This is a genomic window from Prochlorococcus marinus str. MIT 9314, from assembly GCF_000760035.1.
In the GTDB taxonomy this organism is placed as follows: Bacteria; Cyanobacteriota; Cyanobacteriia; order PCC-6307; family Cyanobiaceae; genus Prochlorococcus_A; species Prochlorococcus_A marinus_B.
On the sequence record NZ_JNAO01000002.1, the window covers coordinates 1 to 20,824 of the forward strand.

The 20,824-nt window shown below is 29.6% G+C and carries 38 protein-coding genes; 22 read left to right on the plus strand and 16 right to left on the minus strand.

Features of this window, described 5'->3' with window-relative positions; genetic code table 11:
- Both EU98_RS0108680 and EU98_RS08045 read right to left on the minus strand, forming a co-directional pair.
- The coding region (locus EU98_RS0108680) for a hypothetical protein (protein WP_032514985.1) at positions 1-387 on the minus strand (387 nt) is incomplete at its 3' end.
- A 47-nt stretch (positions 388-434) separates the two neighbouring features.
- Positions 435-827 (minus strand): hypothetical protein, encoded by a 393-nt coding sequence (locus EU98_RS08045; RefSeq protein WP_032514986.1) that lies wholly within the window; start codon positions 825-827, stop codon positions 435-437.
- 171 nt (positions 828-998) lie between these two features.
- On the opposite strand from EU98_RS08045, the gene dusB reads away from it, so the two are divergent.
- Complete coding sequence (gene dusB / locus EU98_RS08040) at positions 999-1,997, plus strand: tRNA dihydrouridine synthase DusB (RefSeq protein ID WP_032514987.1); 999 nt, start codon at positions 999-1,001, stop codon at positions 1,995-1,997.
- A gap of 28 nt (positions 1,998-2,025) precedes the next feature.
- Complete coding sequence (locus tag EU98_RS08035; protein WP_032514989.1) at positions 2,026-2,286, plus strand: DUF2470 domain-containing protein; 261 nt, start codon at positions 2,026-2,028, stop codon at positions 2,284-2,286.
- Positions 2,287-2,299: 13 nt separating this feature from the next.
- Here the strand turns inward: EU98_RS08035 and EU98_RS09610 are convergent, their stop codons facing one another.
- Positions 2,300-2,464: a translation initiation factor IF-2 N-terminal domain-containing protein gene (locus EU98_RS09610; protein ID WP_072165436.1), complete on the minus strand. Its 165-nt coding sequence runs from the start codon at positions 2,462-2,464 to the stop codon at positions 2,300-2,302.
- A 42-nt stretch (positions 2,465-2,506) separates the two neighbouring features.
- On the minus strand, positions 2,507-2,743 hold the full coding sequence (locus EU98_RS08030) for a hypothetical protein (RefSeq protein WP_032514991.1): 237 nt from the start codon (positions 2,741-2,743) through the stop codon (positions 2,507-2,509).
- 443 nt (positions 2,744-3,186) lie between these two features.
- On the opposite strand from EU98_RS08030, the gene EU98_RS08020 reads away from it, so the two are divergent.
- Genes EU98_RS08020 through EU98_RS08005 form a run of 4 tightly spaced genes read left to right on the plus strand, consistent with a single transcriptional unit; the run spans position 3,187 to position 5,020 of the window.
- On the plus strand, positions 3,187-3,606 hold the full coding sequence (locus tag EU98_RS08020) for an acyl-CoA thioesterase (protein WP_025891745.1): 420 nt from the start codon (positions 3,187-3,189) through the stop codon (positions 3,604-3,606).
- Positions 3,607-3,640: 34 nt separating this feature from the next.
- Complete coding sequence (locus EU98_RS08015; protein ID WP_032515101.1) at positions 3,641-3,838, plus strand: hypothetical protein; 198 nt, start codon at positions 3,641-3,643, stop codon at positions 3,836-3,838.
- A gap of 40 nt (positions 3,839-3,878) precedes the next feature.
- The gene (locus tag EU98_RS08010; protein ID WP_011818540.1) at positions 3,879-4,130 is read left to right on the plus strand and encodes a hypothetical protein; all 252 of its coding nucleotides are present in this window, start codon (positions 3,879-3,881) and stop codon (positions 4,128-4,130) included.
- A gap of 20 nt (positions 4,131-4,150) precedes the next feature.
- Complete coding sequence (locus EU98_RS08005) at positions 4,151-5,020, plus strand: restriction endonuclease (protein ID WP_032514994.1); 870 nt, start codon at positions 4,151-4,153, stop codon at positions 5,018-5,020.
- A gap of 5 nt (positions 5,021-5,025) precedes the next feature.
- Here EU98_RS08005 and EU98_RS08000 read toward each other — a convergent pair whose 3' ends face one another.
- Positions 5,026-5,430 (minus strand): MAPEG family protein, encoded by a 405-nt coding sequence (locus EU98_RS08000; protein WP_032514996.1) that lies wholly within the window; start codon positions 5,428-5,430, stop codon positions 5,026-5,028.
- A 374-nt stretch (positions 5,431-5,804) separates the two neighbouring features.
- Between EU98_RS08000 and EU98_RS07995 the strand changes: the two genes are divergently transcribed.
- Complete coding sequence (locus EU98_RS07995) at positions 5,805-6,098, plus strand: hypothetical protein (protein WP_032514997.1); 294 nt, start codon at positions 5,805-5,807, stop codon at positions 6,096-6,098.
- A gap of 9 nt (positions 6,099-6,107) precedes the next feature.
- On the opposite strand, the gene EU98_RS07990 is transcribed toward EU98_RS07995, so the two are convergent.
- Positions 6,108-6,650: a PAP/fibrillin family protein gene (locus tag EU98_RS07990; protein ID WP_032514998.1), complete on the minus strand. Its 543-nt coding sequence runs from the start codon at positions 6,648-6,650 to the stop codon at positions 6,108-6,110.
- A gap of 79 nt (positions 6,651-6,729) precedes the next feature.
- On the opposite strand from EU98_RS07990, the gene EU98_RS07985 reads away from it, so the two are divergent.
- Together EU98_RS07985 and EU98_RS07980 are read left to right on the plus strand one after the other, a co-directional pair.
- A complete protein-coding gene (locus EU98_RS07985; RefSeq protein WP_032514999.1) occupies positions 6,730-7,014 on the plus strand; it encodes a DUF1330 domain-containing protein in 285 nt (94 codons plus the stop codon).
- Positions 7,015-7,150: 136 nt separating this feature from the next.
- The gene (locus EU98_RS07980; RefSeq protein ID WP_011863071.1) at positions 7,151-7,330 is read left to right on the plus strand and encodes a hypothetical protein; all 180 of its coding nucleotides are present in this window, start codon (positions 7,151-7,153) and stop codon (positions 7,328-7,330) included.
- Positions 7,331-7,334: 4 nt separating this feature from the next.
- Here the strand turns inward: EU98_RS07980 and EU98_RS07975 are convergent, their stop codons facing one another.
- From EU98_RS07975 to EU98_RS07965, 5 genes are all read right to left on the minus strand, one after another.
- Complete coding sequence (locus EU98_RS07975; protein ID WP_011818547.1) at positions 7,335-7,514, minus strand: hypothetical protein; 180 nt, start codon at positions 7,512-7,514, stop codon at positions 7,335-7,337.
- 85 nt (positions 7,515-7,599) lie between these two features.
- A complete protein-coding gene (locus EU98_RS10110; RefSeq protein ID WP_257469857.1) occupies positions 7,600-7,734 on the minus strand; it encodes a hypothetical protein in 135 nt (44 codons plus the stop codon).
- 86 nt (positions 7,735-7,820) lie between these two features.
- A complete protein-coding gene (locus EU98_RS07970) occupies positions 7,821-8,123 on the minus strand; it encodes a hypothetical protein (RefSeq protein WP_032515000.1) in 303 nt (100 codons plus the stop codon).
- Positions 8,124-8,309, minus strand: a complete 186-nt coding sequence (locus EU98_RS0108685) for a hypothetical protein (RefSeq protein ID WP_241466370.1) — start codon at positions 8,307-8,309, stop codon at positions 8,124-8,126.
- An 85-nt stretch (positions 8,310-8,394) separates the two neighbouring features.
- Entirely contained in the window at positions 8,395-8,574 is a 180-nt protein-coding gene (locus tag EU98_RS07965; protein WP_025888492.1) for a hypothetical protein, read from the minus strand.
- Between the two features lie 232 nt (positions 8,575-8,806).
- Here EU98_RS07965 and EU98_RS07960 point away from each other — a divergent pair, with 232 nt between their 5' ends.
- The 3 genes from EU98_RS07960 to EU98_RS07950 all read left to right on the plus strand — a co-directional run bounded on the left by EU98_RS07960 (position 8,807) and on the right by EU98_RS07950 (position 10,291).
- Positions 8,807-8,989 carry a Nif11 family protein gene (locus EU98_RS07960; protein ID WP_011863077.1) on the plus strand — a complete coding sequence of 61 codons (183 nt, stop codon included), beginning with the start codon at positions 8,807-8,809 and terminating at the stop codon, positions 8,987-8,989.
- 85 nt (positions 8,990-9,074) lie between these two features.
- Positions 9,075-9,845 carry a hypothetical protein gene (locus tag EU98_RS07955; RefSeq protein ID WP_032515002.1) on the plus strand — a complete coding sequence of 257 codons (771 nt, stop codon included), beginning with the start codon at positions 9,075-9,077 and terminating at the stop codon, positions 9,843-9,845.
- Between the two features lie 131 nt (positions 9,846-9,976).
- Positions 9,977-10,291, plus strand: a complete 315-nt coding sequence (locus EU98_RS07950; protein WP_032515003.1) for a hypothetical protein — start codon at positions 9,977-9,979, stop codon at positions 10,289-10,291.
- 17 nt (positions 10,292-10,308) lie between these two features.
- On the opposite strand, the gene EU98_RS09685 is transcribed toward EU98_RS07950, so the two are convergent.
- Complete coding sequence (locus tag EU98_RS09685; RefSeq protein ID WP_011818555.1) at positions 10,309-10,470, minus strand: hypothetical protein; 162 nt, start codon at positions 10,468-10,470, stop codon at positions 10,309-10,311.
- A 96-nt stretch (positions 10,471-10,566) separates the two neighbouring features.
- Positions 10,567-10,941, minus strand: coding sequence for a hypothetical protein (locus EU98_RS07945; RefSeq protein ID WP_032515004.1), 375 nt, complete (start codon positions 10,939-10,941; stop codon positions 10,567-10,569).
- 179 nt (positions 10,942-11,120) lie between these two features.
- On the opposite strand from EU98_RS07945, the gene EU98_RS07940 reads away from it, so the two are divergent.
- From EU98_RS07940 to EU98_RS07930, 3 genes are all read left to right on the plus strand, one after another.
- Entirely contained in the window at positions 11,121-11,327 is a 207-nt protein-coding gene (locus EU98_RS07940) for a hypothetical protein (protein ID WP_025891758.1), read from the plus strand.
- 281 nt (positions 11,328-11,608) lie between these two features.
- A complete protein-coding gene (locus EU98_RS07935; RefSeq protein ID WP_032515005.1) occupies positions 11,609-11,851 on the plus strand; it encodes a hypothetical protein in 243 nt (80 codons plus the stop codon).
- A 127-nt stretch (positions 11,852-11,978) separates the two neighbouring features.
- Positions 11,979-12,386: an OsmC family protein gene (locus EU98_RS07930; protein WP_025891760.1), complete on the plus strand. Its 408-nt coding sequence runs from the start codon at positions 11,979-11,981 to the stop codon at positions 12,384-12,386.
- 635 nt (positions 12,387-13,021) lie between these two features.
- Here EU98_RS07930 and EU98_RS07920 read toward each other — a convergent pair.
- Entirely contained in the window at positions 13,022-13,405 is a 384-nt protein-coding gene (locus EU98_RS07920; protein ID WP_032515006.1) for a DUF1499 domain-containing protein, read from the minus strand.
- A gap of 703 nt (positions 13,406-14,108) precedes the next feature.
- Between EU98_RS07920 and EU98_RS09690 the strand changes: the two genes are divergently transcribed.
- From EU98_RS09690 to EU98_RS09695, 3 genes are all read left to right on the plus strand, one after another.
- Positions 14,109-14,252: a hypothetical protein gene (locus tag EU98_RS09690; protein WP_193742981.1), complete on the plus strand. Its 144-nt coding sequence runs from the start codon at positions 14,109-14,111 to the stop codon at positions 14,250-14,252.
- A gap of 9 nt (positions 14,253-14,261) precedes the next feature.
- Positions 14,262-14,510 carry a hypothetical protein gene (locus EU98_RS07915; protein WP_011376589.1) on the plus strand — a complete coding sequence of 83 codons (249 nt, stop codon included), beginning with the start codon at positions 14,262-14,264 and terminating at the stop codon, positions 14,508-14,510.
- Between the two features lie 83 nt (positions 14,511-14,593).
- Complete coding sequence (locus EU98_RS09695; RefSeq protein ID WP_011863089.1) at positions 14,594-14,740, plus strand: hypothetical protein; 147 nt, start codon at positions 14,594-14,596, stop codon at positions 14,738-14,740.
- Here the strand turns inward: EU98_RS09695 and EU98_RS07910 are convergent, their stop codons facing one another.
- Positions 14,741-15,526, minus strand: coding sequence for a metal ABC transporter permease (locus tag EU98_RS07910; RefSeq protein WP_032515007.1), 786 nt, complete (start codon positions 15,524-15,526; stop codon positions 14,741-14,743).
- 17 nt (positions 15,527-15,543) lie between these two features.
- Here EU98_RS07910 and EU98_RS07905 point away from each other — a divergent pair, with 17 nt between their 5' ends.
- Positions 15,544-15,978 carry a Fur family transcriptional regulator gene (locus EU98_RS07905; protein ID WP_032515008.1) on the plus strand — a complete coding sequence of 145 codons (435 nt, stop codon included), beginning with the start codon at positions 15,544-15,546 and terminating at the stop codon, positions 15,976-15,978.
- A gap of 13 nt (positions 15,979-15,991) precedes the next feature.
- Here EU98_RS07905 and EU98_RS07900 read toward each other — a convergent pair whose 3' ends face one another.
- Entirely contained in the window at positions 15,992-16,762 is a 771-nt protein-coding gene (locus EU98_RS07900) for an ABC transporter ATP-binding protein (protein ID WP_032515009.1), read from the minus strand.
- 137 nt (positions 16,763-16,899) lie between these two features.
- Here EU98_RS07900 and EU98_RS07895 point away from each other — a divergent pair, with 137 nt between their 5' ends.
- The 3 genes from EU98_RS07895 (at position 16,900) to EU98_RS07885 (ending at position 20,818) form a co-directional block, all read left to right on the plus strand.
- Positions 16,900-18,330, plus strand: coding sequence for a metal ABC transporter solute-binding protein, Zn/Mn family (locus EU98_RS07895; RefSeq protein ID WP_032515010.1), 1,431 nt, complete (start codon positions 16,900-16,902; stop codon positions 18,328-18,330).
- A 77-nt stretch (positions 18,331-18,407) separates the two neighbouring features.
- On the plus strand, positions 18,408-19,757 hold the full coding sequence (locus EU98_RS07890) for a CobW family GTP-binding protein (protein WP_032515011.1): 1,350 nt from the start codon (positions 18,408-18,410) through the stop codon (positions 19,755-19,757).
- A complete protein-coding gene (locus EU98_RS07885; protein WP_032515012.1) occupies positions 19,745-20,818 on the plus strand; it encodes a WD40 repeat domain-containing protein in 1,074 nt (357 codons plus the stop codon). The genes EU98_RS07890 and EU98_RS07885 overlap by 13 nt, the downstream gene beginning before the upstream one ends.
- Positions 20,819-20,824 lie beyond the last annotated feature (6 nt).

Below are 20,824 nucleotides of genomic sequence, written 5' to 3' on the forward strand. Positions count from 1 at the left end.
TGACTCTACTTTTTCTTCTTTAACTTCACTTTCTTCTGGTTCTTCTAGTTTTACTTCTGACTCTACTTTTTCTTCTTTAACTTCACTTTCTTCTGGTTCCTCTGATTTTACTTCTGACTCTACTTTTTCTTCTTTAACTTCACTTTCTTCTGGTTCCTCTGATTTTACTTCTGACTCTACTTTTTCTTCTTTAACTTCACTTTCTTCTGGTTCCTCTAGTTTTACTTCTGAATTTGCTGAGCTTTGATCTTCATCTTTACTTAAAAGGAATTTTAATAGTTTTTTGAATAATAAGAAACCTTTTTCAATTCTTTTTGGACCTAAAATTGAAAGCAAAATTACTAATAATATGAATATTTCAGGTGAATTTAAACCTAATAGTTTCATAAAATTTCATATTCTATTTATATTTTAGTACATGCTAAAAATATAATCTAATTATTCTCAAAAATTGGTAAGTAGAGTTCCCTATTTGATGCAATTAAACCTTCTTCTTTAAAAAAAATTTCTAGGTCTTTTAGATCATTTATATCTACAAATTCCCCACAATTATCTAATATATTATTATGGGTGAAGTTCCATAAATCAGCCAAATATTCGTCATCATCTGGAAATGCTACAAATTTCAAATATGTATTATTCAAAGCATATTCACTAGCAAAATCAGAATCTAAACCCTCCCTCTTGGCATCACAAAAAACTTTAGCAAATCTTTTGCCTACAGAAGTTTGAGCACTTGATAAATCTAAATTACCTTGCATAGCATTTACATTTATTGGTGAAATAAAAATAATTATTGGAAGAATAATAGATACTAATATAAACAAGAAAAAATTTCCTTTTTAAATTTTAACTCAACCTAAACTAGCAAAAAAAGTAATCAATTAGGCTTATTTAAGTAAAAGCACTTATTATAAATTAAGAAATAAATAGAAAACATAAAATCATCTCAATATCTGAATTTATAATAAATAAAGATAAAATGAATTTAAAATTATATGTCTTCGAATATAAGGCTAAAAGGAAGGGGGGTTAACAGGATAATTACCAGTAAGGTCATGCTATCGCCATTAGCAGGAGTTACAGATAATATTTTTAGACGACTTGTACGTAAATGGGCTCCAAACTCTTTACTTTTTACAGAAATGATAAATGCCACAAGTCTTAAAAAAGGATATGGCACACAAAAAATCAATCAAATAGATTTAGAAGAAGGTCCTATTGGAGTACAAATATTTGATAATAGGCCATATGCTGTTTCTGAAGCTGCGAAACAAGCTGAGGACTCTGGAGCTTTCTTAATTGATATAAATATGGGATGTCCAGTAAAAAAAATTGCAAAGAAAGGTGGAGGCAGTGCTTTAATTAAAGACCGAAAACTTGCTATAGAATTAGTCAAAAATGTTGTAAAAGCTGTTAGGGTTCCAGTAACAGTAAAAACACGACTCGGATGGGATAGTAAAGAAGAAAATATAGAGGATTTCTTATTTAAACTTCAAGATGCGGGAGCAACGATGATCACACTTCATGGAAGAACTAGAAAACAGGGTTTTTCAGGCAAGTCAGATTGGGAAATGATCGGGAGACTTAAAAAGTTGTTGGAAATTCCAGTAATTGCTAATGGAGATATCAAAAATCCAGATGACGCTCTTAATTGTTTAAAAAAAACAAATGCTGATGGTGTAATGATTGGACGAGGAATTTTAGGATCCCCATGGAAAATAGGAGAAATAGATTATGCTCTTAGAGAAAATAAAAATTTTAAAGAACCAAACACAGAAGAAAAACTTTATTTAATTATTGAGCATCTTGATGAATTAATAAAAGAAAAAGGAGATCACGGATTGCTAATTGCAAGGAAACATATCTCATGGACATGCAAAGACTTTAAAGGAGCATCAAATTTGAGAAATAACTTGGTTAGAGCTGTTGATAAAAATGAAGTTAAAAATTTAATAATTAAAATGATTAAAACTTTGAATAATGAAGAAAAATAGATTAGCTTAAAACAAATTTATTTTTTAAATGAAAATTATTAGTAAAGAAACAAGTAAAAGAGTTTGTGATCACATGAACAATGATCACATAGATTCAGTGCACAAATATCTTATTCATTATGGGAAGATATCAAGATTTGAGAATGCTTATATGGAAGAAATTAATAATAGTTATATAAAAATCAATTACGATGGCCAATCAGCAATTATTAATTTTAAAAATGAAATATCTGAAGAAGAAATTCATTCAACTTTAGTATCAATGATTAAAAACATTAAAAAGAAATAATTTAAAAAAAATTCTAATTTTTATTTTCATAGTAATCAGTTATCTTTTTACATTCTTCAAATGAAAGCATGCTTAATCTAGATGTGGCTTTTATTTTTAGAATTGCACAAACAGCTAATAAATCAGCGCTATCAACATTAAGTGCTTCAGAAAGTTCTAGGACCCTAAGACCTTTCATTAGTATTAAAAAATCTTTTCTAAATTATCAAGAATCTTAAAATCAATGGGCTGCATTTTTACCTAAACCTGCAACGAATGGAAAAGTTTGTTCATCACCAAATATATCTTCTACTGAAGAATTAGAAATATTAGTATTTTTATTATCAGGCTTAATTTCTTCAATTTCATTAGAGATATTATCTTTAATGTTATTTTCAATTTCTTTTGCTAATAAATTATTGGTATTAGAAAATATTGAAAAAACTAATACACAAAAAAACAAAACAATTCTTTTCATAAAAACAATTTATCTAATACTATTGTCATATGCCAATAAGGTTATTTAGAAAAACTAGATAATTTTAAAACAAATCTATATAAATCAAAATCCAAAAAAATTCATCTTCCCAACTTATTTCTATTTTTAAATCTAATAAAAAAATAAAGACCTAGTAATAAAAGAATTGCCAATGAGTACTGATTAAGAAAAACATAAACCATATACACGAGAAAGGGGAATAAGCACGCCCTCTTGAAATTTAATTTCTGTTCCTTTGACATATTTTTCCAATTTAAATATTCTTCCCATTGAAAAATCTTCTTCATTTTTCTAGTTCTATTTTTACGATTAAACATAACTTTATAAATATAGTTTTGATGATTCTTATGTTAATAAACAAAATTAATCTACAATATCAAAATAAGTTTTTTCATTGAATAAAAATATTTTATAAATAAAAGATGAACTCAAAACCAGTTTGGAAAATAGAAAAAATTGTTTTACCTCAACATGCAGATCATGCAGGCGTAATGTGGCACGGTAAATATTTTAATTGGCTTGAAGAAAGCCGAATAAATGCACTTTCAGAAGTAGGTATAAGTTATTTCGAACTAACTAAAAATGGCTTAGATTTACCTTTAATCAATACTTCTATAAAATATAAATCTCCTTTATTTCTTGGTGAAAAAATAACAATCGAGAGCGAATTCAATATTGATAAAAGTCCTAGGATTAATGTAATTTCAAAATTTCATAACAAGAAAAATGAAATCTTAACGATTGCTGAAGTCAATTTAGTCTTAATAAATAAACTGAATTTTTCTATAATAAGAAAAAGACCAGATTTCCTATCGGAAGCCTTTAGTAAATTAAATGGTTGAAATTATTATCCGCCAATTCAACGATTTATTAATTATGAATATATTTCAAGTTATGGATTCTTATCAATATGAAATGGAATCAAGATATCAAGAAAAATCAATGCTCACTAATCTTTTTACAGAGCACAAATTTATAGGATGGTTAGGGTTGTTTATAGTATTTTTCTCTATCTTTGCAATTTTTGTTTTTCAATTTCTTGAGTGGGAAAGTAATGACAATAATAAAAGTTAAGAAGATTTAATGCTTATAATTCAACTGAATGACTTAAAAAATGGCTATCTATTTAAAAATAACTAACCCTACAGAGGTTGTAAAAAAAAAGACCTCAAAATGGCTTACAGATATTACACCCGAAAGAATTGATAGAAAATTGGTCGAGGACGAAGTAATAAAAGGCATTATCGAGCAATTAACATTAGAAGGCATAAAAGGAGAAATATCAGCAATTAATGGGTTTGAAGTAAATGAATCTTCAGTAATAACAAAAAATAATTTTGTTATTAGAAAAACAAAAACTTTTTAGATAGAAAATAAAAATCTTTAATGAAAATTTTTTTTATTTTAATTATTTTTATCATTTTTTTAATTTTTATAATTGTAAGAGATTATCAAATTAAGAAGAAAAAGTTTAAATTAAAAAATGCCTTAAATTCCAATTTCTTTATTCAAACAATTAATAAATTAATTGACGAGAACAAATACAATTTGTTAGAGGAGAGGATCAGATTAAGGGAGATAGATGCTTACGGTAACGAGGATTATAAAAAATGGATTGGCAATCCACCTCTTGATGAAAAAGCCATTGAGAAAAATATATTTAATGGATCTAAGCGATTTAAAGAGGGTATACCATACTTCTATGAAAAAGTAATTTTAAAAGAATTTGGAGGTACGGAATTATTTTTCGAAAAGTGGAGATCCTACTGTAATGAAAATCCTACTATTGATGATGAGATAATTGGATCTATTAGAAAGCTCGAGACTGAAGATTGGTTTGTTTTCATAGCAAGTCAAATTGAGAAATCATGCTTAAACCTAATAGAAAAAAGCTACTCAAGTAAAAAAAAGGGAAACTACAAAAGAGGTATTAGATTTGAAAATCATTGTATGGAAATTCTCAAAGAAAATGGCTGGGAGGTAAAAGAAACCCCTATTACAGGAGATCAAGGGGTTGACTTAATTGCGTCAATAAATGATTTACGAATATGTATACAATGCAAAGATCATGAAAAAGCCATTGGAAATAAAGCAGTTCAGGAAATTTCAGCTGGTAAATTATTTTGGAAAGGTACACATGCAATAATAGTCTCAAAATCTGGCTTTACAAAGTCTGCTCATCAACTAGCAAAATCAAATAAAGTGGAACTAATCAATGAATATCAATTAAAAGATTTAGAAAAATTTATTGTTTAAAAAGTTTATATCAATTGAGTTAAGCCCTCTTTATAAAGCAAAAGTGTTGTAAAAGTTCCTGAGGCCCACATTAAACCTCTAGCTGTTGGGATATTAAATATATATGCACCAATATATAAAAAACGAAAAATAGGATGAATCAATGCGGCAATTATTGCAATATTAGAGTCAGTTAAACTAATCAAACAAAGAAGACATGCGGGTGCATGTAGAGAAATACTTTCCCAACAATTTTGATGACACCAAACTGCTCTTTTTCCAAAAGAAGGTAATTCATCGAATAAAGCCCTTGGAGCAGACATATTTTCAACAGAATATCCCGCTTTAACTCTCCCTATAGTTAATGGAATAATTGATAATAAAACAACACCAACTGATAGACAAAGGCTCCAGGCAAAAGCTACTTGCATATGATTTAAATAATATTATTAGCTTAATAATTGAAGCTCGTTATCGTGATAAATGAAAAATCATTACCATAGATAAAACTTTTCAAAAAATGCTGTAATTTATAAAAAAAATCATTTATGGATATTTCAAAGATAGTTTTAATTTTTGGCATAAGCTTACTAATATATTCTGCTTTTCTGTTTTTAGGCTTTTTTCTTAAGAATAAAAATCTACAGGCACAGAATCTAAAAAAAGAAGAATAGATTATTAATGCCACGAAAATTTACTATTTTCACAATATTTTTATATCTTTTTGAATATATTTAATGGAAATAAAATTTGATCCAAATAATAATAAGGGATATTTGAAATTAAATAAGACAGTTGCTGGTATATGAAAAAATTTTATAAATTTCTTAAAAGTTTTCTATTTATATCACTATGGCTTATTTTATCCTCATTTTTAACCCAATATTGGAATACCTTTCATTGGGAATATGTTTATTTAAACTTCAGAATTATATTTGATAAAGAATTTTGGTTTGTTGTAGAAAAAATTCTTTTAGGATTTGATATAGGTTACTGGTTAGAAGAAGCACTAAAATTCTTAAGTTATGAAATACCTAAAGAATCATTTAAATATTTACCAATTTATTTCGTATTAAAGTCTATTTGGATAAAGAGTTAATTTCTATTTTTAATAGATTTTAATAAATTCCTTGAAATTATTGAATAAAGTCGGTGAATTTATTTTTCTTAAAACAAATAAAGTTCCTTTATCACCTCTACAGATTCTAAGCTTATTGCTTAAATAAGTTATCTCTAACCACCCTAATTGTTCATTATTTATTTCTTTCATAGCCTTTATATTTTTTCTTCCAAATTTAGGACCAATAACACCGGCATGTGTAAATTTGACCCCAATTTTTTTTTCATTTATGTAATTAAGTCTTATTAAAATGCCAGTACCAATAATTGATTTTATTCCTCTAGGTTTAAGTAAATTAAGACCATTTAAATTTAAGGGATCAAGAAATTGAAGGTTATCAATAAAAGGAGAATATTTTAAAAAAGGGCTATTAGAACTACTCCACCTAAGCTCCCAAACACCCTGCAAATCATTTCTATCTTTGGTAAAGGAAAAATTATGTTCAATTTCAAGTTGTTCGGCAAAATTACGTATACTCTCTGAATTTGGAGATTTAAGAAGTAAATTTAATAAATCATTTTCGGTTTCCATTTAATAAACGCTGGAGTATATAGCTAAGGATAAATACTTACCTTCATGTGCTATATTCTACCCAGAATATGTTGATTTGATGACAAAGAGCTATTGGCTAAAGAAAATTTCAATTCCAAATGCTGATTTATTTCTGGAATATATAAGGACAGTATTGCCTTGGATTAAATCTGTGGGAGGAGTAATAGTAAAAAGAGATTTAATACAAGAATCAACCTCAAATGAATGGGATGGAGGGCAGCTTGGATTAGTAATTCAATTCGAATCAAAATTTGCTGCTAAAAAAGCATTTTATTCTGAAGTATTTCAAAAATATCTGCAGTCCAGAGACTTAATGGAACTAGTTACTATAAGTACTCTTTAAAAAATCAACCAATAGCGATCTCACACAAACAATTTATAAGTATTTATTCCTATTAAATTATTTATGTAATATTTATAACTTCACTAGCAATAGCATATTTTGCAAAATTTAATTGTAAAAGTAATCCGTTAATCAAATGAACTATTCAACAGAAAAGGACGATTATTTGATGACAACTCCATATACAAAAAAAATTCAGCAAAAATTTGAAAAGGTTAAATCTTTTTTAGAGCAAAATGGATTTAATCCTTCATCAGAGAGCTTAATGCAAGATATAGTTAGCTCAGAAGAATATATTGCTAAAAATGGATTATAAAATATCAGAATATATTCAGAGTCCTTAAATAATAAAAACCGCCTATTAGAAAAGGTAATAATATTCCAATAAATAAAAATATGGATTTTTTTGATTCGCCTTCTGATATCGGGTTAATTTCTGGTTCAATTGCAAAACCATTTTGTCTACCACCGCTTTCGGTTGTATAACCTTTTTTATTCATAAGAAAAATAATTTATGCAGATTATCTCATGTAAAAACTTATTTAAAAAAATTTTTTACATTTAGAATTAAACTAATCTTAAGATCTAATAATTGATTTCAATCTGAGATTTCAATTTGGCAGCTTTTTTTAAAAGACCTACAACTTCCTTACGACCAGTAGCAAACTCAGCCTTGTTAAGTAACTCGCTATATTTTTTTGTGATTTCTCTGTGGTTCATTTTGAGTGTTAACTTCTATAAATTATAAAGTTCCTAAAAAAAGTTTTTGTATAAAAGATATCAAAAAAGAGTTTAAGCACCTTTACCTATTTAAACCAACCTTTTTTCTTTGGTTTAATCTCTTCTTTAATAACTTCTTTTTTTCTCCCAAATAATCCCTTTTTTTGGACTGTTAAATTCTCTTCAACAAGTTTAGATTTTCTATTAAATAAGCCTTTATTAGGTTCTTTTTTAATTGATTCTTTTTTGTTGGAAATCTTTGTTTTTTCAGGATTTGATTTTGAGTTTTTGGGTTTGCTATCTGCGAATAAAGTTTGATATACAAAAAAACCAAAAACAGCGAAGAAGCCTAATGCCTGTACTAGAGCAGTTCCAAGATTATCAAACATTTAGGCCTCAACTTTGTATAGTGATTCTTTTTCTTTCGCTTCTATACATTTTTTATCATCAGACAAGCATTCAATTTCTGCCTTCTTCTCAATATGAGAACTGCAGCCACCTGCATTTACATTAGATATCGAAAACAAAGTTAGTACCCCTAAAATTAAGGCGCATGAGGTGTTAATCGGTTTCATGAGTTTTATTTTTATTATGGAAAAATAATTTCGCAATTGCGAAGATAATCTTCTCTTCTGCTAAAAGTATCCCCTTTTTATATATCTATTTGTAGTAATTAACCAAATCGATAATTAATATTGCTAGTAATGAAAAACCTAAAATGAAAGGTAAATAAGGATATTTATTTAAAATTTTGTTTAGTTGATTTTTCGATGTTTGTTTTTCCTTTTTCTTTTCTCTAGGTGGTAAGCCTAACTCTTCCCTTCTCTTAGCTTCTCCCATAATTTTTAAACTATTTATGACTATTCTATATACCTAGTAGTAGTAGTGTATTGTTCTAGATTTAAATTATTAACGGTTAATTTAAATTTTGGATATATTAAAAATATATAAAAAAATAACATGATAGAAGTAGTTTGGTCAGTAAATATAATGATTGCAATTCTTATTATTGGTGTTGCCTGGGTTCTTTATTACATATTTACTTATGATCAAAAATTTACTTCCTAGATAAATGTCAGATAAAGATCTAAGTAATTTTCTAAAAAAAATTGAGCAACTTAATCAAATTGCTGAGCTAATAAAAAATAATCCTAGTAAAAAGTTATCCCTCTCAAAATGCAAGAATCATGATGAGGTAATTAGATTAACCACTGAATGGGGTTTTGATATTGGTAAAAGGTGGGGAGAATATTAATTGATTTTATTACCAGCATTATTAAAATTGCCATCAACATCAAATTAAATTCCTAAGATTAATTAGTATTTCTTGTATTGGAGTTATGAAAGAAATTGGAGAGATAAAGTCAAATATATATAAAATAGCTGCTGTTACAGATAGAGGGCAGAGATTAAATAAATTGATTTCTCCTATGTATGAAGAAAAAGCTAATGAAATGGATCAATTGATTGATGCTCTTAAAGACTTTAGTTTTGAAATATCAGAAAAGTTATTGTCTGGAGAGTGGGAATTGATTTTTTCTAATGTTGAATTATTTCGAAGTTCTCCTTTCTTCCTTGCTATTGAAAAGGCATTAAATGATGAATTTAAAAGTAATCTTTTTTTTAAATTACATCAATTGCAAGTAGGATCCTTTGGCATATCAACTATTGGGAGAATTGCTCAAAAGATTGATTTTGAAAAAAAAGAATTTATATCTACTTTTGACACTACAATATTTGGGCTCACAACTATTCCTATCTTAGGTTGGTTCAAACTACTGCCTACTTTTGGTGGAAGAGTAATAACCCTAGCAAGTGATTTATTTTTAAGAAATAATTTACTTGATATGAACTTACAAAAGACAAAAGTTTCCAAAGTTGATGGTCTTAATAAGATTCCATTATTTAGTGAATTACTTATGGATAGATGGTATCCAGTTAAAGATGTATGGAATAAGTTACCTTGGAATAAAGAATCGCCAAATTGCCAGGTTTCAATTGTATATTTAGACGATGAAATGAGAATTATGCAGGATATGTATGGGTCTATTTTTATTTATATAAGGCCTTCAATTTCCTTGTTGAATTCAAATACAATCTCTAATGATTAATAAAAACACTGAATAATAATTATGTAATTTATAGAAAAAACCATTAAAAATTTATTTTAAAGATTAATTAATAAAAACATCTCACATCTTAAATACAAATAGGTTATGTTCATGATGAACATTTTTTTATTATGCTTAGAAATCAAGAAAAAAATTCTGTTGTTAGAGGAATATTCCTAATAGGAGGTTGGGGCTTAGGTCTAGACAGATTCTACGAAGGGTATAAAAAAGGTGGCTTTTTATCAATCATTGGTTGGAGTATCACATTTTTTAGCTTTATCTTTCTTAAATGTTCAGGTTATGAATATGTTGAAGGTGTTAAACATTATTCAGATTATTCCCCTAACCCTTTAATAGTATTACCTTTACTGGCAGGAGCATATGGTGGCTTTCTAATAATTAAGAAGGCATTTAGATTAGCAAAACAATTTGAGAATGCTGAATAATACTACCAGCAGTTAATTCAAGATAATAATCCAGATCCTTTCAAATAAAATTTAAATAAAAGAATCACTAAAAGGTTTACTATTGCTAAAGCTACTAAACCATTTCTGTTTTTTACATCTAATTTCTTGACTAAATTAGAAAGATAAACTACTGGATTTTCTGGCTCTTTATTATCCAAATTTTTTTTAAATATTAATTTGACAAGAAAATATCACAGTTTCATTTGAAGAATCAAAATTGTAAAGATGAATATCCCAAAAGAAATAAATAATTTTTAACCCATAATTCCTGCATTTCTTAAAAACGCTTTACCCATATTGCCAATTACAAAAAATAGAGACAGATTAATTAAAAGGACTATTAATAATGCCAACATTTTATAGTTTGGATTAGTTGAAATGCCATCAAATCCATTATTGAGAAATCTTTTAAAAAGTGATTTGTCAATTTTTAGTTTTTGTTGCTCAGAATCAAGTTTTACTTTTTCTTCTGAAGAATCTTGATTACTTGCTTTCTCTAGAAATTCTGTAAATGCCTTAACATTTTCTTCTTTTTTATTCCCCTCATTAAGATCATTATTGTCTTCATTCAAATTGGGGGACGATTCGATTGAATTATTTTCCTCAGGATTAAGTTTTGAATCTTCCAAATTAATAGTAAATGCTAGGAGTATATTACACCATAAAAAAAACCCACTCGATCAAATGAAGAGAGGGTTAGCTAAGGTTAAAGTTCCTAATTTGATAATAATTTATTTTATTTAAATTTGCGGTTTTAGCATAATGAAGTTTTAAATTAGATTATATTCAAGGTGATTTTTTCTTACATATGTTAGATGCAAATACTAAAAAAGCATGTAAAGATGATCCCTCAATAAGAGAAATTAAAATTAGAAATATAGAACATGCTATTGAACAAGCAGAATTGATGATAAAAGAATCAAAAATGAGCCAAGAAGAATTAATCTTTTTAAAAAGAAAAATATCGGACTCAAGACAAGATTTAGAGATACTTTATTTAATGAAAATTCAATAAATATAAATTTGTTAATCTTTAAAAGGATTGAATTTATACAAAGAAAATTAATTTGTATATTTGAAGACTTATAAAGTTTAAAGGGAATGTAATTATTTGTATAAAGGGTCTAGTTATGTCTAAAAATAATCTATATATACCTTTAAAGGTTGTTCCATACATCTTCATTTCAATTACTGCCATAGCAATAACAGCAGCTACATATGTAATTACTTAGTTCTATAAACTATGTAAAGTTTTCAGATATTAAGTAAATTAAAATATTTGTAATAACTAATTGTATGAATAAATTCAAAATAGCAATTTTTACAATATCAATAATCATATTTTCCCTAATTGGCATTAAAAAATTAATTTATATAAATCAAGTTAAAGATATAAAAAATAAAGAAGAATTATTCTTAAATGAATCTATACGTGTTTTAAATGAATGTTTCGATCTAGAAAATAAAAATAAAAGAACTCTTAATAAATCAATTGAATTAATTGAGTATTGCTTAGAGGAATATGGATATAAAAACTGATTTCAAAACTTGAATTATGAATTTCCTTAATACTCCACTAATATGCAAATAAAAATTTCTCATCAATAATCTTGTTATGTTCCATAATTTTTTATTAATAATATTTTCCTAATTAAATTTTTTTAAAATGACTAAAGTTAAATGTTCTTATTTAGGAAATTTAAACTGTGAGGCTATTCATCTACAATCTGGAAGTCTTATTAGAACTGATGCACCTTTAGATCACTGCGGTAAAGGTGAAAGTTTTTCCCCAACTGATTTATTAGCAACATCTCTAGGTACTTGCCTGCTAACCATCATGGCAATCAAAGCCAAATCGAAAGGATTTGATTTGAAAGGTATATATTTAAATATTGAAAAAGTAATGACACAAAATAGCGAGAGGAAAATAAAAGAACTAATAATAGATATTTTCATCCCAGAGAGCACTTCTAATGAAACTATTGATTTTTTGAAAAAAGCTTCCAAAGAATGTCCAGTTACAAGAAATTTATCTCAAGAAATAGATATTAAAATTAGTTGGCATCATGAATAAATCTCAAACATAGTAATTACATAAAAAATAATGAAATACTTTATTGGAATAATCATTCTTTTAGTTGGAATATATATAATGACAAACTTGGCATTAAAGACTAGGTATACAAGGAAAAGACTTTCAAAAGGAAAAAAATAAATCCTATAAATTTTAATATTGCAGATTAAGGAAATAGATTTATATACTGACCATTAAGGCATATTTTATTTTTATTTTTTCACTATTTTTTGATCAATCAAACTAATCAAAGGAATCATGAAATTTACATTTATTCCAACAGTGCACCATGTATAAATAATAAGAAAAAATATTTTTATAAATAAATTAGGGGGTAAAGTGAAAAATATTTTGAAAAACCCTCCAATGAATAATACCAATATTCCAATTTGAAAAAGACCTTTGATTATCCATTTAAGTCCATTTTTTTTAATGTTTATATAAAACCAGAAAAAAACAAAACCAGATAAAAATAAATATATAAAATTTATGATCATCTTTTTAGAGAAAATCTAATAAATTTGCCATTATCAAGGCATGATGACAATTATCACTTTTTTATCTGCTAATTTTTTTTTAAAATGGAAAAGTTATACAAAAAACAATAAATACAAATTTTTTTTTTACTTTTTATCTTAAAACATTTTCGATTTTAGTAAATCAACTCTTTTTTGATTCACGCCCAAATCACTTTCTCCAACTCTTGATTCTGATCTTATTGATAAGATGTTTGATTCAGGTAGAAAGGATACTTCTAAGTCGTCTACATACTTCATCCATTTACTGGTTGCCTCAGCATGAAGATAATCGCCATCAATTTCAACAATCTCAGTTCTTGGAGTGTTTTCGATAAATGCTTTAATCTCTTCAAAAGGTTTCTCAATATCGTTTACCTCCCATTCCTCTCGTACACAATGAGCAATCTCTACACAAGGTTTTAGTTCTATATGTGAGGCATATGATGAAGAAGGGAATAAAAAGCTTGAACAAATTAAAATTGCTAAAAAAAGTATTTGCATTGACAGAAGAATTTATCGACTCATAATCTAACGAATTAATTTACTAATTTGTAATGAAGACCTAAATTATTTTGGAAGAAAGCATATATGTTTTTATAGTCAGAATTAAATATGTATTTCTAAAAATCCAAAAAAAAGACCTCTCAGAGAGAGATCTTTTTAAAATTGATTTATATCAAGTGTTTCCTTGTTTCCACTGAAATAAATCAATTCCTCCTACACACAAACCTAATATCACACCAAAATTCAAAATATGTAATGCTTATTAGACCTCTATCTTAACTGTCACATGGCAAAAAATACAAAAAGTACTCAAACATCGAGGTCGGAGTACTTTTAAAGTTATCAGAAAAAAGTGTGTGAGGAGTTTCTGATGTGTTTAATCTACTCCGTAGTTAATTTAAAAGGCTACAGTATAAATTACTAATTATTTAAATCTTTCAGAAAAATTTGGCGTTGATGAAAAAAATAATCAAAAACATAAAAAATTCATGAAAAGCATTTACAAAAAAATCATTTTTATTATTTCAGCAATTGCTCTTTTTTCAGTAATAGTAGGTGTTGTCAAATATTCGCTTACTTATATTGAAAATAATCCCGAAAAATACCTACCTACACAAAAGTAAGACAAAAATTAAGTATAAATTCACTTCAAAAAATCTATAAAGTGTCTTAAATATGTTCTACATAGACAGCTTGAGTCATGAAAATCAAAAATACTTCAGTTCTTAATCAGAATAATATTGATTTAAGTCAATTCAAAAATAAGCATAAATATCAAATACTTGAGAATTACTGGAAGAAAAGAAAGAAAGAATGTGAAAAAAATCTTTCAAAATTTTGCTAACCGATAATTATGAATTTTATTTTTTCTTTTTTATTAGCATCTGTAATGTGGGTACAAGTTCCACAATGGGAAGCTGACTGGTCAAAATGTGCTGTAGATGTTCCTGATTCTTCATGTCACTGGTACGTAGCTGCTCCCGATAATACTTTTGGGGAAGGATTTAATTGGGAAAACGCTCCTTGGTTTGATGCTAATGGATTACAGGATGTAGCTAAGATTGAGAAAGAATCTGTAGTAGAAAAACTTCAGAATAACTAAAGTTTCTATTTCATCAATTAACTTTTAAAAGTATTTAAATCTAGTTGCTTAGTGGTTAACTTTTGATTAATTAAATAATTTTTATGCGTTTTAAAGTAAGTCTCAAAAAAAATGGAAAGGAATTTGATGAAGTTGTTATAGCTAATAATAAAAAAGAAGCTATGGAAGTAGCTTTAAAAAACAATCCAGAAGCTCAAGCATTAAACTCTGATTGGACATTTAAGATTTAATTATTTGCGAAGGTTAGGAATTAAAAGGGACGCAACACAAATAACGCTAATTGCAGGTCCAGGCGAAAGATTAAAGACTATAGAGAGAATAAATCCAAGAAGTGAGATACATAATCCAAAAAATGAAGACCTCATCATTGCAATTCTTAAACTATGAGCCTTATTTATCCCTAACAAAGTTGGCGTAGAAAGAAGAGCAATTACAAGAATTACTCCCACTGCTGACATTGAACTAACAATTACTAATGCCGTTGTAAAACTCAAAGCAAGATTTAATAAAGAAACGTTTATACCACTCGCGGATGCACCTTCTGGATCTAATCCAACATAAACAACCTTTTCATATCCAAAAGTCATTAAAAGTATAAATACTAAAAAAGCAATTATTGTTCTAAGTAAATCTCCAAAATTTGCTGTCAATAAATCGCCAAATAATACTGCCTCCAAATCAATCCTTATTCCGAGTAGAGGGATTATAAGGACTCCGAACCCAAGCATTCCAGCGAGAATAGTATTCATAACTGCTTCATAATTTTCACTTTTTCTATTAGTTAAACTTTCTGCAATTACTGAGCCCAGAAGACCACTTATAACACCACCAATTGAGGGGTGAATTCCAAGCGCTAATGCGAGAGCAAGTCCAGGCAACACACAATGAGAGATTAAATTAACTTGTAATAATCTCTTATGAGTGATTAATACAGTTCCCATAGCTGGGCATAAAATCCCGGAGAATATAGTTATTATTAATGGAACCAGCCACCAGTTGTTATTAATAAAAGACATTATTCGAATGATTCGGTATGATCAAAAATACGGGACAAAAAAAGATTTCGGAAACAATGGTAACTAAGTCTGACATTACCAAAAGACAAGAACAACTTCTTGAAGAACTTAATAAATGCGAGGATGAATTGACTGGTCAAGAGTTGCATAGACAATTGATAGAAGGCGGAAAGGCTATGGGTCTTACGACTGTTTACAGGAATCTTCAAGTTCTGATAAAGCATGGCTTAATACGTTCTAGACATCTACCAACTGGAGAGGTTCTTTACACTCCCGTAGATAGAGATATTCATCATTTGACCTGTGTTCAATGTGGTGAGACATCAAAAATGGAAGGATGCCCGGTAAAAGATATTCATACACCCAAAACAAATCCAAAGAAATTCCAATTGTTGTTTCATACCCTCGAGTATTTCGGGCTTTGCCAAAACTGTTATCAAGCTCAGAATTGAAAAGGAACATTCTCTAATCACAGAAATTATTTTTGTTTATAGAGCTAATGTTAATTGCCTCTAATTTATCTTTTATTTGGTCAGGACTACCAACTGCCAAAACACTTTTATCAAGAACTATTACTTGATCATAGTTATTTAAAGAATCGCCCCAATCATGGCTACTTACGAGCAAAGAAAGTCCCGCATCCGCAAGTTGACGAACAATTTTAAGAAAATCCTCTTTTGCAGGGGGGTCCAAAGCTGCACAAGGTTCATCTAAAAGAAATATTTTTGCCGGGGACATAAGAGTTTTTGCTAATAGAGCTCTTTGCTGCTGTCCTCCCGAAAGAGAATCGAGTCTTCTATTAGCCAAACTTGCAATGCCTACTCTCTGCATTGTCGCCTCTAATTCACAACATTTATTAATCCAAGAATTAGGATATGCTAGAAGAGTCTTAATTTGAAATGGGTTATTACTTCTTGATTTTGAATACTTTATTTGACCAAGAGATACCAATTTTTCAACTGTAATGGGGAACTTCCAATTCATAGAACTTCTTTGAGGCATAAGTGCCACAAGAGCTCTAGATCTATATAAATTTTCACCGTCAATTTTTATTTCGCCTTTATCTGGAGTATTTTGTCCTTGCAAAATTCTCAAAAGAGTTGATTTACCTGCGCCGTTTGGGCCAACTAACGCTGTTAGAGTTCCAGGTTTAATCTCAACCGATACCTTATTCAAAACTGGCTTACTTTTTTTTGCGTATGCAAAGGTTAAATTTTCAGCGACTAAAGTAGCCATTAATTAATCTTTTAAAAAAAGTCACTTTACAAGCTTACCAATAATACAAGTTGCGTATTATTTTCATAACATTTGATACCTTTACTTGTCAGACATAATGAAAATGATTATCATTTTTAAGTATTAAATTATTTTTCATGTCAATTTTTAAAAGACTTTTAACAAATAAAAAAGGTTCGAGTAAGTCAATTATTAAAATTTCCGTAATCGCTGGAACGATTATATTTTCTGGTTTTGGGCAGGATGTTATGGCAAAAGGAAAGTCATATGTAGCAGTAGAACCACTAGTTTGTGATTTAGTTAAATCAATTGCATTACCATCTGACGAAGTTACATGCTTAGTAGATAGAAAACAAGATGTTCATGACTTAAAGATCAATCCAAGGCAAGCTCAATTACTAAATAGCGCAGATAAAGTATTTACTCTTGGTAAAGAAATGACTCCAAGTATGAAAAATTGGGAAAATAAAAAGAATACTGTTGTTGTAGGTGTTAGTGCAATAGACGTAGATGATCATTCTGATCATGGAGGTCATGATGATCATGCTGAAGGTTCTTTCGAATGGGCAGGAAAATTTCAACTTTCTAAGGGTTCTTACAAATGGTCATTTGAAAAAGTCGATGGCGAATATGCTGATCCTGCAATGAAGATGGTGATTCTTAAATCTAATGACATAGAAGGGTCTGAAGATTTAGCCAAAGAATTATTAGGATCTAAAGACTCAATAAGCAGAAAAAATGATGGTACTTTGATAGCAAGTAATAAAGCTTTTGTTCTTAACTTTGATCAAAGAAAAGAAAGTACTGTTTTTAACGTGGATATTAAAGAAGATGGTCAATATATATTTTTTACTGAACACATGCCTTTTGAGTTTGAAGCAACTCAACACTTTTTTAAAGACGTTTCAAATAGTGATGTAGAACCAATAGCACAAGTTCCAGACGAAGGAGAGGGGCATCATCATCATGACCATGGAGGTCTTGATCCACATGTATGGCACGATCCACATAACATCATAAAAATGGGAGATCTTATAAGCAAAAGTTTAAAGAAAGATATTTCAGTTTTTAATAGAGGTGACAGAAAACTAATTAATGAAAGATTCGAAAAAGCTGATTCTCTCTTAGAAGGCTTAGATAGTTGGATCGTCGAACAAGTAAGCTCTATTCCTGAGGAAAACAGAGTAATTGTCTCTAAACACAAAGCATTGGAATACTACGGTGATGCATTTGGTTTTGAAACCATTAGTTTACTTGACTTTCTTGGAGACTCCTCAAGCTTAAGACCAGACAACATTAGTTCTACTTTAAAAATGTTAAATGAAGAGAAAGTTCAGGCAATATTTCCTGAACAAATTCCAGCATCTAAGTTATTAAGAAACTTAAGTAGACAAAGTTCAGTTCCTTTAGCTTCTAATCAAATATTCGTTGATGGATTGATGATGGATGGCAATACGGTTTCAGTAGCTGTTCACAATACTTGTACAATTGTTGATTCATTAGGTGGAAGCTGTGATAAAGAATCTGGCTCCAATCTTGAGTCTGAATGGTACAAACTTTCAGATTAAATTTTTCTAATAAAAACGGTTTTCATTTCTTATTATTACTATGATTAAACTATTGTTTATTTAGTAAAAATCAGTAAATGAGCATCCAAGATAAAGTTCCCGTAACCATCCTCACTGGATTCTTAGGATCAGGGAAGACTACTTTGCTTAATAGAATTTTAAGTGAAGAGCACGGAAAAAGAATAGCCGTAATTGAGAATGAATACGGTGAAGTAGGTATAGATCAAGGTCTCGTAATTAATGCCGATGAAGAAGTGTTTGAGATGTCAAACGGGTGCATTTGTTGTACTGTTCGCGGTGATCTAATAAGAGTCCTTGGCAACCTTATGAAAAGAAGAGATAAGTTTGACTATGTTTTAGTAGAGACGACAGGATTAGCAGATCCAGGCCCAGTTGCTCAGACATTTTTCATGGATGAAGAGATTAGTTCTGAATTCACTCTTGATGGAATTGTGACTTTAGTTGATGCTGCCCACATTGATCAACAGCTAGGCAGGAGTGATGAAAGTTCAGAACAAGTAGCATTTGCAGATGTTCTGGTCCTTAATAAAACTGATTTAGTCTCTGATGATACACTAGCTACTCTTGAATCGAGATTGAGAGATATGAACCGAATGACCCGAATTATTAGAGCCGAGAATGCCAAAGTACCCATTGAAACTGTCTTAAATCTAAGTGCATTTGATCTTGATCAGATCCTTAAACGCAGACCAACATTTCTTGAACCAGAATATCCTTTTGAATGGACAGGTGTTTACGATCTTGATGCAGGTAAATATGAATTAATGCTAGAAGAAGGACCCGATCCAGAAATGTCTCTAGTAGCCCTCGTTAACCAAGGAGAGAATGAGGAGGAACTTAAAGATGGTGCTGAATCCTCCGTAAGACTTTATGCAGAAAAAGCTAATAGTTTAGATCCTGGAAATACTATTCCATATGGAGAACATATAAATCTCAAATTGGAGGATAAAGGAAATAAATCCTTCATCCTGAACATAGAAGAACCAACAAAAATAGGTTTGTTTACACAGCACACTGCTGAAGAATTCAATATGAAAGTCATTAAAAGTGACGAAAATAAAGAGATTCCATTTAATACTGAAAGGTTCTGGCAAGCAGAGCATGAACATGATGATGAGGTAGGCTCAATTGCTATAGAGCGTTTTGGAGATGTTGACCCAGAAAAACTAAATACTTGGATGGGAAGGCTTCTCTCAGAAAAAGGGGTGGATATATTCAGAACTAAAGGTTTCATAAGTTACTCAGGTAACCCAAGGCGAATAGTTTTCCAGGGAGTACACATGTTATTTACTGCACAACCTGACAAAGAATGGGGTAACGAACCTCGTAGAAATCAACTTGTTTTTATCGGTAGAAATCTAAATGAGAAAGAGATGCAAGAAGGCTTTGATAAATGCCTGATATAGAACCATTTAGCCCAAGAGGCATGTTCCATGAAGGATGGACTGCTGAAGTTAACGATTACGCCATAGCATGTGGCTGGGCTCTTAAAGGAAAACAATTTATTGTTGGCGACGTAGCAGGAGGTCTTTTTTCGTTCGAAGGAGATACTGGAAAAATTATTTGGAAAAAAGAAAATACACACTCCGGTGGTCTATTAGCAATGGCTATTCATCCAGAGGGTGAAATTTTTGCAACATCAGGTCAGGATGGAAATGTTCAAATTTGTAATTGCCATGAAGGTAAAGTTATTAAAACACTTGATCTTGGTAAGGGTTGGGTAGAGCACCTCAAGTGGTCTAATGATGGTTTATTTCTAGCGATAGCTTCCTCAAAAAAAGTATATGTTTTTAATGAAATTGGAGAAGAGAAATGGATCTCAGAAGATCATCCAAGCACAGTAAGTGCAATAACATGGTCAAATAAAAATGAGCTCGCAACTGCATGCTATGGCAGAGTGACATTCTTTGACATTGTTAATAATAAAACGAATCAAAAACTTGAGTGGCAAGGATCATTGGTCTCTATGGAATTAAGCCCTGATGGAGATATAGTCGCCTGTGGGAGTCAAGACAATTCAGTTCATTTTTGGAGAAGATCAACAGGAATGGATGCCGAAATGACTGGATACCCTGGAAAACCAAGTCACCTTTCTTTTGATGACAGCGGAAAATTATTAGCGACTAGCGGCAGTGAAAGAATTACAGTATGGAGCTTTATAGGCAATGGTCCAGAAGGGACAATGCCAGGAGAGCTATGTCACCATACAGAGCCTATTTCGAGCTTAGCCTTTTCAAATAAAGGAATGCTTGTAGCCTCAGGATCTAGGGATGGTTCTGTTGTAGCAAGTTTCCTAAAAAATGACGGCAATGGGGACCCAGTTGGGGCTGCATTCGCCGGAGATTTGGTAGGGGCAATATCATGGAGACCTGATGATTGTGCAATTGCAGCAGTTAATGCAAAAGGTGTTGTAAATGTATGGAAATTTAAAGTTCGTACAAACCTTTTTTCTAAGGGATTTAAGTAAAATTAG